The 12,396-nt window shown below is 67.9% G+C and carries 11 protein-coding genes; 2 read left to right on the top strand and 9 right to left on the bottom strand.

What is annotated here, in order from left to right:
* Positions 1-13: 13 nt before the first annotated feature.
* The 8 genes from G0D83_RS18885 to G0D83_RS18850 all read right to left on the bottom strand — a co-directional run bounded on the left by G0D83_RS18885 (position 14) and on the right by G0D83_RS18850 (position 8,123).
* The gene (locus tag G0D83_RS18885; protein WP_370457268.1) at positions 14-763 is read right to left on the bottom strand and encodes an SDR family oxidoreductase; all 750 of its coding nucleotides are present in this window, start codon (positions 761-763) and stop codon (positions 14-16) included.
* Positions 764-843: 80 nt separating this feature from the next.
* Positions 844-2,313, bottom strand: coding sequence for an aldehyde dehydrogenase family protein (locus tag G0D83_RS18880; RefSeq protein WP_164196316.1), 1,470 nt, complete (start codon positions 2,311-2,313; stop codon positions 844-846).
* Positions 2,310-2,990 carry an ABC transporter ATP-binding protein gene (locus tag G0D83_RS18875; RefSeq protein ID WP_164196315.1) on the bottom strand — a complete coding sequence of 227 codons (681 nt, stop codon included), beginning with the start codon at positions 2,988-2,990 and terminating at the stop codon, positions 2,310-2,312. Before G0D83_RS18875 ends, G0D83_RS18880 begins: the two co-directional genes overlap by 4 nt.
* Complete coding sequence (locus G0D83_RS18870; protein ID WP_235958140.1) at positions 2,990-3,769, bottom strand: ABC transporter ATP-binding protein; 780 nt, start codon at positions 3,767-3,769, stop codon at positions 2,990-2,992. Before G0D83_RS18870 ends, G0D83_RS18875 begins: the two co-directional genes overlap by 1 nt.
* Complete coding sequence (locus G0D83_RS18865; RefSeq protein ID WP_164196314.1) at positions 3,766-4,791, bottom strand: branched-chain amino acid ABC transporter permease; 1,026 nt, start codon at positions 4,789-4,791, stop codon at positions 3,766-3,768. Before G0D83_RS18865 ends, G0D83_RS18870 begins: the two co-directional genes overlap by 4 nt.
* A 10-nt stretch (positions 4,792-4,801) precedes the next feature.
* A complete protein-coding gene (locus G0D83_RS18860) occupies positions 4,802-5,707 on the bottom strand; it encodes a branched-chain amino acid ABC transporter permease (RefSeq protein ID WP_164196313.1) in 906 nt (301 codons plus the stop codon).
* 101 nt (positions 5,708-5,808) lie between these two features.
* The gene (locus tag G0D83_RS18855; protein ID WP_164196312.1) at positions 5,809-7,098 is read right to left on the bottom strand and encodes an ABC transporter substrate-binding protein; all 1,290 of its coding nucleotides are present in this window, start codon (positions 7,096-7,098) and stop codon (positions 5,809-5,811) included.
* Positions 7,099-7,127: 29 nt separating this feature from the next.
* Positions 7,128-8,123: a cyclase family protein gene (locus G0D83_RS18850; RefSeq protein ID WP_164196311.1), complete on the bottom strand. Its 996-nt coding sequence runs from the start codon at positions 8,121-8,123 to the stop codon at positions 7,128-7,130.
* Positions 8,124-8,307: 184 nt separating this feature from the next.
* On the opposite strand from G0D83_RS18850, the gene G0D83_RS18845 reads away from it, so the two are divergent.
* Entirely contained in the window at positions 8,308-9,435 is a 1,128-nt protein-coding gene (locus G0D83_RS18845) for a zinc-dependent alcohol dehydrogenase family protein (RefSeq protein WP_164196310.1), read from the top strand.
* The gene (locus G0D83_RS18840) at positions 9,432-10,361 is read left to right on the top strand and encodes a LysR family transcriptional regulator (protein ID WP_164196309.1); all 930 of its coding nucleotides are present in this window, start codon (positions 9,432-9,434) and stop codon (positions 10,359-10,361) included. The genes G0D83_RS18845 and G0D83_RS18840 overlap by 4 nt, the downstream gene beginning before the upstream one ends.
* 12 nt (positions 10,362-10,373) lie before the next feature.
* On the opposite strand, the gene G0D83_RS18835 is transcribed toward G0D83_RS18840, so the two are convergent.
* Entirely contained in the window at positions 10,374-11,723 is a 1,350-nt protein-coding gene (locus G0D83_RS18835) for an MmgE/PrpD family protein (RefSeq protein ID WP_164196308.1), read from the bottom strand.
* Positions 11,724-12,396 lie beyond the last annotated feature (673 nt).

Raw genomic sequence — 12,396 nt, 5'->3', positions numbered from 1 at the left:
TTGCGTTGCCGGCTCAGACAGTGCGGCCGCCGTCGACCTCGAGGATCACGCCAGTGATAAAGTCCGCCTCGTCCGAGCCGAGGTAAAGCGCGGCATTGGCCACGTCGCGCGGCTCGGAGAAGCGGCCCATGGGGATGGTCGCGAGGAACTTCGCGCGGTTCTCGGGGGTGTCGGGCATGCCCATGAACTGCTCGAGCAGCCCGGTGACGCCCATCACCGGGGCAATGCCGCAGACCCGGACGTTATCCGGCGCAAGTTCCACCGCCAGCGACTTGGTCATGATGTTCACTGCGCCCTTGGATGAATTGTACCACGTCAGCCCGGGCCGGGGGCGGATGCCGGCGACCGAGCCGACATTGAGCATCACCCCGCCGCCCTGCTTGCGCCAGAGCGGCACGCAGGTCTTGGTCATGTGGAAGATCGACAGCACGTTGATGTCGTAGATGCGCCGGAAGGTCTCTTCGTCGGTCTCCATCAGCGGGCGGTTGGGGTTGGTCCAGCCGGCGTTGTTGACCACAATGTCGAGGCTGCCGAAGGCTTCGGTGGTCTGCGCCACCGCCGCCGCGACCTGATCGGCTTTCGACACGTCGCAGGTGACGGCGATGGCATTCGGCCCCAGCGCCTCGGCCACGGCGCGCGCGCCCTCGGCGTTGAGATCGGCGACGGCGACCTTCGCACCCTCGCGGATGTAGGTCTCGGCGATGCCCTTGCCGAAGCCCGAGGCCGCGCCGGTGATCATGGTTGTCTTGCCCTGAAGTCTCACGTTCTTTCTCCTAGCCATGTCTTTTGGGTCGGCCCCCGCGGGCCGGCGAAACCTGTCGCACTGTTCAGTGGTCGCGGCGCTCAGCCGTGGTTGTTGACGACCGTCTTGATGTGGGAGAACTCCAGCAGCGCGGCGAAGCCTTTCTCGCGGCCGTGGCCGGACTTGCGGATGCCGCCGAAGGGCAGTTCGACCCCGCCGCCGGCGCCGTAGCCGTTGATGAACACCTGCCCGCAGCGCAGCGCCTTGGCGACCCGCTGCTGGCGGGCGCCGTCTCGGGTCCAGACCGCGGCGACCAGCCCGTAGTCGGTGCCATTGGCGATGCGGATCGCCTCGGCCTCGTCGTCGAAGGGGATCATCGCCAGCACCGGGCCAAACACCTCTTCCTGCGCGATCCGCGCGTCGGGGGCGCAGGGGCCGAAGATGGCGGGTGCCACGTAGTAACCGCCCTCGGGCGCCTCGGCGGCGATGCCGCCGCGCGCGATCAGCGGCGCATCGGCCTCCGCGATGTAGCCCTCGACCCGGCGCTTCTGCTTGGCCGAGATCAGCGGGCCGAGCACCGCCGCCTCATCTGAAGCGCTGGCCTCGATGCCCTCGAAGGCGGTCGTCAGCTCGGACACGACGCGGTCCCAGAGACTGCGATGCACCAGCGCCCGCGTGCCCGCCGAACAGGTCTGCCCGCCGTTCTGGATCAGCGCTTTGACGACCACAGGGATCGCCGCGTCGAGATCGGCGTCTTCGAAGAGAATCTGCGGCGACTTGCCGCCCAGTTCCAGCGTGCAGCCGATGAAATTCCGCGCCGCCGCGGTCTGGATCATCACGCCCACCTCTGGAGAGCCGGTGAAGGAGATGAAGTCTATACCGCGGTGCTCAGACAGAGCCTTGCCGGCGACATCGCCGCGCCCGGTGACGATGTTGAGCGCGCCGGGCGGGAAGCCAGCCTCAACCGCCAGCTCGCCGATGCGCAGCGCCGTGAGGCAGGCGTCCTCGGCGGGCTTGAGCACCGTGGCATTGCCCATGGCCAGGGCCGGGGCCACCGAGCGGCCGAACATCTGCGCCGGGTAGTTCCAGGGGATGATGTGGCCGGTGACGCCATGCGGCTCGCGCTGCACCTCGACGTTGTAGCCGGGCTGGAAGGGGATGATCTCGCCATGCACCTTGTCCGCCGCGCCGCCGTAGAATTCGAAATATCGCGCGGTCACTTGCATGTCGGCGCGCGCCTGCACGATGGGTTTGCCATTGTCGGCGGACTCGAGCTGCGCCAATTCCTCGGCATGCTCGAGGATCAGCGCCGAGAGCTTGAGCATGAGCCTTCCGCGCTCGGCTGCCGAGAGCTTGCTCCAGGCGCCGCCGTCGAAGGCAGCACGAGCGGCGGCAACTGCCGCGTCAATGTCCTCGAGGCCACTGTCGGCAATCGTGGTGAAGGGCAGGCCATCGAGCGGCGAAAGCACCTCCATTTCGGCGCCTGAAGCGGCCGGGAGAAAGTCGTTGCCGACGAGGTTCAGGGGTTTCGGCAGCACGAGGCTGCGCGAGCTAACAGGGAAGTCTTTCATGCACTTTTCCTTTCCGGATCGAGCGACCCTTCGCCGACCTCGCCGCGTTCGATGACCAGCGTCCGGCTGGCGAAACCTCGCAACAACGAGGGATTGGATTCAGTAATGATGAGGGTGATCCTGCGGTCGCTGTCGCGCAGGGCGCGCAGCGCGTCGGCGTAGCGCAGGGCCAGTGCCGGTGCGAGGCCCTGGAACGGCTCGTCCAGCATCACAAGCTTCGTGCCGAGCATCAGCGCCCGGGCAAGCGCAACCATCTTGCCCTGCCCGCCCGAGACGTTGCCGGCGGGGCGGCCCGCCATTTCCTTCAGCTCGGGCAGGATGTCGTACACCCTGTCCAGCCGGCGCTTGGTCTCTGCCGCGCCGAGCCGAGCCGCATCGGCGGGCAGCAGGATGTTCTCCTCGACGGTGAAGGCCGAAAACAGCCGCCGGTCTTCGGGAGAGTAGCCAATCCCCAGTCCCGGGCGCTTCGGCGGTGCCACGGAAGTAAGCGGCTTGCTGTCGAAGAGGATGTCGCCGCGGACCCGGGTGAAGCCCATGATGGTGCGCAAGAGCGTCGTCTTTCCCGCGCCGTTGCGGCCGATCAGCGCCAGCGTTTCGGCCGGCTCAATGCGGAAGTTGAGGTCGCGCAGGATCTCGATGATCCCGATCGCGGCGGTCACATTGCGGAATTCCAGCATCAGGCCACCTCCTCGCCGATGACGTCCCGGATCACGTCGGGGTGTTCGAGTATCTCCTGCGGCGTGCCGCGCAGCTGCACGCGGCCGGCGTTCCACACCGCCACCTCGTCGGCATGGCGCGCGACGATGCCCATGTCGTGTTCGACGAAGACCGAGGTCACCCCGGCCTCGGCCAGCGCGCCGACGAGGATCTCCATCACCTCGTGCTTCTGCGATGAGGCGACGCCCGAGGTTGGCTCGTCCATCAGCAAGAGCCGCGGCTTCAGCGCCAGCGCCACGGCGATGTCGATCAGCTTGCGCTGGCCTTCCGAGAGTTCCACCACCACCCGGTCCGCCACATCGGTGCAATGCACGAGGTCGAGCAGGTGCATCATCTCGTCGCGCTGGCGGATATTGTGCAGGTTCTGCAGCGGGTTGCGCAGGCCCTCGCGCGCCGCGACAGAGATCAGCAGGTTCTCGAGCGCGGTGTGCTCGGTGAACAGCTGCGGGATCTGGAAGGCCCGCGTCACGCCGCGCCGCACGATTTTGCGCGGCGGCAGCGGGGTGATGTCCTCGCCCTCCAGAAACACCTTGCCCGAATGCGGCTTCAGCCAACCGGTGCAGATGTTGAGAAAGGTCGTCTTGCCCGCGCCGTTGGGGCCGATGATGGCAAGGTTGCGCCCGGCCTCGATCTGCATCGAGACATTGTTGGCCGCGGTCACCCCGCCGAACTTGATCGTCAGATCGCGGGTTTCGAGCAGCGGCGACCTGCTGGCCTCCGGCATGTTCATCGCGTTCATTGCGCGTCCTCCGCCCGGGTGGTGCTTCGCGCCTTGCCGCGGTGGAGCAGACCGTCGGCGATGCCCATGATGCCTTTCGGCGCGAAGAGGATGATGATCAGCAGGAAGGCCCCCAGCAGCATCTGCCAGATGTCGCCGGCATAGGCCGAGGCGTAGATGCGCACGATCTCGTAGATCAGCGCGCCGATGAAGGCGCCGCGCACCGAGCCGGCACCGCCGAGCACGGCGATGAAAACCATCTCGGCCGAGCGCACCCACCAGACGTATTCCGGTGTCACCACGCCCTGCGTCATCGCCATCAGCGAGCCGCCGACGCCGCAGAGGATGGCCGACAGCAGGTAGCCCGACAGCAGCACCCGCTTCGGCGACAGGCCAAGGTATTCGAGCCGCGTCTCGTTGGTCTTGATGGTCTGGAAGATCTGCCCGACCGGCGAGACGAACCAGCGCAGGGTGAGCCAGCCGAGTGCCATCATCAGCGCGATCGACAGGTAGAAGAGCACCGCCTCGAAACCGGCGCGTTCCAGCGCCATGCCCAGCACCGTCGGGCGCGCCAGCCGGATGCCGTCGGCGCCGCCGGTGACGTGGTAGAACTTTTCCAGGATCGACCAGAAGATCATCGAGAAGGCGAGGTTCAGCATCCCGAAGAAGATGCCGCGGTAGCGCACCACGAAGAGCCCGACCAAGAGCCCGCTCACCGCCGCGCCGAGCACCCCGGCGATCAGCACCAGGATCAGGTCCGCCCCGGGCAGCGAGGCCATCAGGAAGGCCCCGGCATAGGCAGAGATGCCGAAGAACAGCGCGTGCCCGAAGGACACCTGCCCGGCGCGCAGCAGCACAGTGACGCCAAGCACGGCGATGCCCTTGGCCAGCGCGAGGTTGATCAGCAGCTGCATCGAGGGGGCGATGAAGGGCACCGCTGCCAGCAGCAGCACCGCCGCGAGGGTCACCAGCGCGCGCAGCGAGGGCGGGCCGCCGGCTTTGGCGGCGCTGCGCGAGGTGGAATGTTGGGAAATATCGCTCATGTCGCGGGCCTCAGATCTTGCGGGCGACTGGGCTGCCGAAAAGCCCCTCAGGCCGGACCAGCAGGACCAGCACCATGATCAGATAGGGCACGAGCACGGCAACCTCGGGCCAGACGTAGACGGCGAAGGAGCGGCCGAGCCCGATCAGCAGCGCGGCCACCGCCGCCCCGCCGATCTGGCCGAGCCCGGCAGTCGCGACCACCGCGAAGGACAGCACGATCATGTCCGCGCCCATGCCCGGCAGGATCGAGGTGGTGGGCGAGGCCAGCGCGCCGCCAAGCCCGGCCAGCACCGCGCCGACCACGAAGGTGAAAAGGAACACCCGGTCGGCGTCGATGCCGATCGACTGCGCCGCCTCGCGGTCCTCGGTGGTGGCGAGGATCAGCTTGCCGATCACAGTGCGGCGCAGGAAGAAGCGCATCCCGACCAGCAGGCCGATGGCGACTAGCGGCAGCAGGATCAGCTGGTAGACCGTGTAGGTCACCCCGAACAGCGTGACGTTCCCCAGCGCCTGCAGCGCGCTCGCCTGGAAATAGGGCTGGGTGCCCCAAACCAGCCGCTGCACGTCCTCGAGGATCATGAAGACCGCGAAGGTGACCAGCAGCTGCAGCACCTCGGGCTTGTCGTAGATGCGCCGCAGCAGCAGCCATTCGATCGGCCCGCCCAGCAGCACGCCGACCAGCACCGCCGAGACCAGCATCAGCGGGAAGGCCAGCACCGGCGCGAAGCCGAGAGCAAGGAAGAAGCCGGTCAGCGACACGGTGGCATAGGCGCCGATGGCGTAGAGCGAGCCGTGCGCCACGTTGAGAATGCGCATCACGCCGAAGATCAGCGTCAGCCCCAATGCGACGATGAAGACCAGCGCCGCGTAGGAGACCCCGTCGAACAGCGCGAGCAGGAAGATGGTCAGGTTCATGAGACCGCCTCTGGTTGGTGGGCCGCCCGGAAGCGTCGCGACGCGCGCGCCCCGGCCCTGTCGGAAGGCCGGCCCGACGGCGCACGCCGGGCCGGTCCGGATCAGTTTGCGTAGGTCTGCACCGACAGCCCGTCGGCGAAGCTCGCATCGAGCCCCTTGATCCAGTCGATCGAGGTCTCGCCCACCGGCGGCAGCAGCCCCTCGCCGTCGAAGATCATGATGTTCTCGAGCGTCGCAAACGGGTACTCTCCGGTCTGCACGCTGGTGCCCATGAGCTGCGATTCCACGCCCTGGTGATCCTCGCGCAGGTGCAGCGCGCGGCCGAGGCCCTGGAACTCCAGCCCGTCGAGCGCCGCCAGCAGCTGCGCCTCGTCCGGCCAGTCGACGCCATTGTCGGTGATCGCCTTCTCGTAGGCGGTGGTCAGCGCGGCGAAGGCCTGGCTGGCGTGGAACACCGAGTAGACGGGGATGTCGCCGGTGGCTTCCTTGTACTGCTCCATGAAGCCCTTGAAGTCCGCGTCATCGCGGCGTTCGGGGTGCAGGAAGTAGTGATCGCCGCGCGCGCCGACGATATGGCCCGCCGGCAGGCTGCTGCCGAGCCGCTCGAGCGAGCTTTCCGCCAGCGGCAGCACGAAGGTCGAGGTGTTCATCAGCCCGCGCTGGAACGCCTGCTGCACAAAGGTGTCGAGATCGCCGCCCCAGGAGGTCGACAGCACCACGTCCGGGCGCAGCGCCTGCAAGCGCGAGATCTCGGTCGAGAAGTCGGGCGCGCCGAACTTGGGGAAGAATTCGCCCACCACCTTCACCCCGGGCTTCATCGCCTCGAGCGCGGTGTGGAAGATGTCCCAGCTGTCGCGGCCCCAGGCGTAGTCCTGGTTGACCACGGCGATGGTCTCGAAGTCGGGGTTGGTCTTCAGCAGGTAGGCGACCGCCGCCAGCATCTCGGAGGTGGCGTTGCCCTGCGGGCGGAACACGTAGTCATAGGCCTGTTCCTCGAAGATGCGCTGGGTGCCACAGTCCCACATCAGGTTCGGCACCTTCAGGTCCTCGGCCAGCGGCGCGAGGGTCTGGCAGTTGCCGGAAGAGATCGAGGCCAGCATCACCTCGGCGCCTTCGGTCTGCGCCACGCGGCGGAATTCCGAGGTCAGCGCCTCGGCGCCGGCGCCCTCGTCGATATAGGTCACCTCGATGGGCACGCCGTTGATGCCGCCCTCGGCGTTGCGGTTGGCGACGAAGATGTCCATCGCGTCGCGCGCCGGCACCCCGAAGACCGAGGCCGGGCCGGTCAGGAACGTGGTCATGCCGATCTTCAGTGCCGCGGGCTTGTCCGCCGCCATGGCCGCCAGCGGCAGCGCCATGCAGAGCGCCGATGTGGTCAGTAGTGTCTTCATTGGTGGTCTCCTCCCTGTGTCCGTCCCGATCAGCGGATTGCGATCGGGTTGATGATCATCTGCACGGCGCCCTGCAGACGGGCCTGTCCCAGCACGAACAGGAACTCGTGCACGCCGTCGTCGGCGAGCGCGCGGGTGTCCATGTTCTCGAGGATGTAGATGCCGTGTTCGGGCTGCAGGATCTGATGCGCGCGGAAGGCCTCTCCCTCGGTCTCCGCTGGCACCACCTCCATGCCCCAGGTGTCCGCGCCCACGGCCATGACGCCGATCTCGGCGAGGTATTCGGCGCCGCTGACGCCAAGCCCGGGCTCGGCCGCGCCGAAGCGCGCCGGGTCGGGCGAGTCGCCGTCGAGCAGGTCCATCCAGTTCGAGTTGAACAGCACCACGTCGCCCTCGCGCAGCTCGACGCCCTGCGCCTCGGCGGCGGCCTCGATGTTCTCGCGGGTGTAGGCGACGCCTTCCTCGACCATCGCGGTGCCGAAATGCGCCGCCATGTCGAGCAGCACGCCGCGCCCGACAAGGCCGGGCAGCTTTTCAAGACCCAGCTCGGTCAGGCCTGAGGCCGGGGCGAAATCGCCGTAGGTGCGGCCGCCGTAATAGACGTGATCGACCCCGGCATGGCCAAGCCCGTCGATCTGCGGGCCGATGCCGAGCCAGCCCATGAAGATGTCGTCATTGTAGGTGAAGTTGTTGTTGCCAAGGCCGGAATTGCCGTTCTGCCCGGGCTGCAGCACGGTCAGCGACAGGCTGCGCGGCGGAAAGGCGGGCGTGTCGGGCCCGACGATCATCCCAAGGCTGTAGACCTTGCCCTCGGTGACCAGTTCGGCCGCCAGCTTCACCCGCTCGGGGGTCATCAGATTGGCCGCGCCCAGCTCGTCGCCTTCGCCCCACGGGCTCTGCGTCCAGTCCTGCGCCGCGCCGGCCTGCACCGAGACCGCCAGCGCCAGCCCCGCGACCGAGAGCCGCAGCGCCTTCGTCCAAGCGCCGCCGCGGCGCGCGCCCAACAATTGAGATTGAGTCCCCATAGCTTCCTCCCAGAGCTCGAGATGTGACAGAGCCTAAGATCACAGAGCGAACCGCCGCCAATACCTTGGCGCACTTCCGGTCATAGGTTTAAGCTATGCCTCTGGGGAAAGGCGTTTCGGCGCCCGTCCGAAGCCTTAGCCTGAGCAGCTGAGGGGCCGCTTTGGCCACAGGGAGGAGACAGCAATGAAGATCGAAGCTGCCGTGTTGCTGCGCGGGGGGGTGGAGCGCGATTTCGAGGCCGCGAATGCGCTGGAGGTGCGCGAGCTCGACCTCGCCGCGCCCGGGCCGGGCGAGGTGCGAATCCGCGTCGCCGCGGCGGGCGTGTGCCATTCCGACCTGTCGGTGATCAACGGCACGCGGCCGCGCCCGGTGCCGATGGTGCTGGGGCACGAGGCCTCGGGCTACGTCGAGGAGGTGGGCGAAGGCGTCAGCGATCTGGCCCCCGGGGACCATGTGGTGTGTATCTTCGCCCCGGGCTGCGGCAGCTGCCTGCCCTGCGCCGAGGGGCGCCCGGCGCTCTGCACCCGCGCCGCGAAGCACCATGGCGTGGGCGAGCTGATGACCGGGCACCGCCGCCTGTCGATGCAGGGCGCGGCGGTGAATCACCATGTCGGGGTCTCGGCCTTTGCAACCCATGCGGTCCTTGCCCGGCAGTCGCTGGTCAAGGTCGAGGCCGACCTTCCGCCGCATATCTCGGCGCTGTTCTCCTGCGCCATGCTCACCGGCGCGGGGGCGGTGTTCAACACCGCGCGGGTGATGCCCGGCTCAAAGGTGGCGGTCTTCGGGCTCGGCGGTGTCGGCCTGTCGGCGATCCTCGGGGCGGTGGCGGCGGGCGCCGGCGAGATCATCGCCATCGATCCCTTCGAGGCCAAGATGCAGACCGCGCTCGAGATGGGGGCGACACGGGCGGTGAAGGCCGATGCCGACACCATCGCGGCGGTGCGCGAGGCCACCGGCGGCGGCGTCGACGTGGCGATCGAGCTGGCGGGCTCGACCAGGGCGCTGGAAACCGCCTGGGGCTGCACCTGCCGGGGCGGCACCACCGTCACCGCCGGCCTGCCGCATCCCGATGCGCGCATGGCGCTGAACGCGCTGCAGCTGGTCGCCGAAGAGCGCACGCTGAAGGGCAGCTACATCGGCTCCTGCGTGCCGCAGCGCGACCTGCCGCGGATGTTCTCGCTGCATGCGCAGGGCAAGCTGCCGGTCGAAAAGATGCTGACCCACCGGCTGAAGCTGCGCGACATCAACCGCGCGATGGACCAGCTCGACCAGGGCACGGCCATCCGCCAGGTGATCGAGTTCGACGGATGATCGACATTCGCCAGCTGCGCTACTTCCTCGCCATCGCCGATGCGCCGTCGATCTCGGCGGCGGCGCAGAGCATCGGCGTCGCGCAGCCCTCGCTGTCGCAGCACATCCAGCGGATGGAAGAAGAGCTGGGCGTCAAGCTGATGGACCGCTCGCCGCGCGGCACGCTGCTGACCCAGGAGGGCCATGTCTTCGTCGAGCACGCGCGCCGCATCTGCGACAGTCTCGACCGCTGCATCGAGGACATGCGCGAGCTTGGCGGCGTGGTGCGGGGCCGGGTCGGCTTCGGCATGCCGCCGTCCTGCTCGATGGTCATGTCGGTGCCGCTGGCCGAGACCGTGCGGCTCGAACTGCCCGAGGTGCGGCTGCGCGCGGTCGAGGCGATGAGCGGCTATCTCAAGACTTGGATCGAGGACGGCACGGTCGACATCGGCTTTCTCTACGATCTGACCGACGCCGGCCACCTGCGCGCGACGCATGTGATGGACGAGGAGCTGTTCTTCTACTCCGCCCCCGACGCCTGGCCGTTGGACACGCCGCCCGGCACGCCGGTGCCGCTGGCGGCGCTACAGCCGCTCGACATGATCCTGACCTCGAACGGGCTGCGCAACACCATCGAGGGCTACTGCAGCAAGCACGGCATCAAGCTGAACGTGGTGGTCGAGATGGACGCGATGACGCAGATCAAGGAGCTGGTGGCGCGCGGCTCGGGCTATACCATCTTCGCCCCGGTCGCGGCGCAGGATTTCGTCCAGCGCGGCGAGCTGTTGCGCGCGCCGATCGTCGCGCCCACCATGATGCGGCCGGTCTATCTGGTGTCGAACCCGGCCCGGGTGATGACCCGGGCCTGCCGCGCCGTCGAGCAGCTGACGCTCGACGTCGCGCGCGAGCTGGTGCAGCGCGGCATCTGGGAAGCCAGCCTGGTCTGACCCAGCCAGCGGTCAGGCGCGGATCAGCGCGCCGATGTCGCGGGCCGGAACGCCGGCGGGATCGGCCTCGATCCGTTGCATGAGCGCCAGCACCGGCTCGGCCCGCGCGCCGAGCACGGCACGCGCCTTTCCGGCGACGCGGCGCATCAGCTCGGCCGGCGGCAGCGGCGCGGCAAGGTCATGCGAAAAGCGTAGCGCGCGGCCGTCCCGCAGGTGCAGCACACCGCTGCCCTGCTGATCCGAAAGCGCCCGATCGCCGGTGACCTCGACCCGCTGCGCAAAGGCGGCGAGCCCCGGATCGTGCGCCAGCGCATCGGTGTAGATCCCGCCCTCGCCGGTCTCGAGTCCGCGCAGCACCATGCCCGCCAGCCAGGCGTAGCTGAACTTCACCTCGAGCCCGGTGCGCGGCGCCTTCAGGTCGCAAACCCGCAGCCAGCGCGGATTGGTGCGCAGCTCGAGCCGGTCGACCTGCGCGAGGTCGATGCCCGCGGCGATGCCGCGCAGCCCCTCGATCATCGCGTGCAACCCGTGGCAGCAGGCGTGGAACTTGTAGCGGTTGTCGGCAAAGCGCATGTCGCGCAGCCCGCCGGCGAAGGGCACCGGCGCATCGCAATGGGTCTCGACAAAGCCCTGCGGCCCGAAGATTCCGTCATCCGCCGACGTCAGCCCCAGCTGCGCGAGTTGCACCGCCTCGACCCCGTTGGCGGCGGCGATCCCGGCGTTGAGTGGCTTGCCCATGGTGCCGAACTGGCTCTTGAGCCCCGAGGCGCGGGTCGCGCAGAGGCCAAGCGCGGCGCGCATCTGCGGCTCGGTCAGCCCGGCGAGCCGGGCCGCCGCCACCGTGGCTCCGAAGGCGCCGGCGGTGGCGGTCTGGTGAAAGCCGCGGTTGTAATGCCCCGCCCCGAGCACCGTGCCGAGCCGGATCGCCGTCTCTGCCCCCAGCAGGAACGCCGCGGCCAGCGCCTCGGCAGAGGCCTGCTGCGCCTCAGCCATGGCCAGCGCGGCGGGAAAGATGCCGACCGAAAGATGCCCGACGTGATCGAAATGCGTGTCGTCGTAATCCAGCGCATGCGAGGTGGTGCCATTGACCAGCGCCGCCATGCGGGCCGGCGCATGGCCGCCGCCGAACACCGAGGCCGCGGATGCGGCACCCTGCTCTGCCGCCGCGAAGGCGCGCATCTTCTCAGCCACCGGCTCTGTCGCGCCGGCGATGCCGCAGACCAGCCAGTCGACCAGCGAGACCTGCGCCAGGGCAAGCGCCTCGGACGGGCAATCGGATGGCGCCAGGCGCGCCAGCCCGATCAGCGCGTCGAGCGGACGGACAACCGGAGAGTCCGGCGCGGCAAGGCTTGTTTCGGGCATGACTGAGACCTCTTTCTGTGCTGCCCGCACCTTCCCGCCCAAGGCCGCCGCGGGCCAATAGCTCTTGGCTCTGTCGGCCATAGAAGGAAGTTCTGACTAGCGATGCGAAGGGTGGATTTGGCTTAAACAATAGCAGGTAAGTTCGCGATGAGCCGGTGTATGGCAAGCAACATGGTCCACTCGCGGGTCGGCAGTGACCGATAACTGGGAATTATGTCATATCGGACGTTTGAGCGGTTGCGCGCCGGAGCAATTCGAAAAGCGAAAACGAAACGAAATTCGTTTTGCCATGAGAACGGAAAGCAGCCGGTGCTTTCTTCCTCTGGCGCATACCTGCTCCGCACAAGACTGCCGGTTCTCCGGTTCCCAAAATGGGCCAGACGTGGTGCCGGCCTCGGCGAAGCCAAGGCTCGGGCAGGCTCGCAAGGGCGACAGCACCTGCGCTGTCGGATATGTGCGCACACAGCGCTGCCTCGTCAGCCGTTCTGCCAGCAAGTTGAAGTGATCGACGTAGCCCGACCCCCTTTTTGGGGTTGCCGATTTCCAATCGAAACTGAACCGGGCGCGGAGATCAAAAATCAAAACTGTCGATGTCGCGGATGTAGGCCTCGAAGAAGTCGGTGAAGGTGCCGACCAGCGGCGGCAGTTTCTCGTAGGGTGGATAGTAGAGCAT

The organism is Salipiger sp. PrR003, assembly GCF_010500785.1.
GTDB lineage: Bacteria > Pseudomonadota > Alphaproteobacteria > Rhodobacterales > Rhodobacteraceae > Salipiger > Salipiger pacificus_A.
The sequence above is the reverse complement of the archived record's forward strand: the minus strand, read 5'-3'. Positions and strand labels throughout refer to the sequence as shown.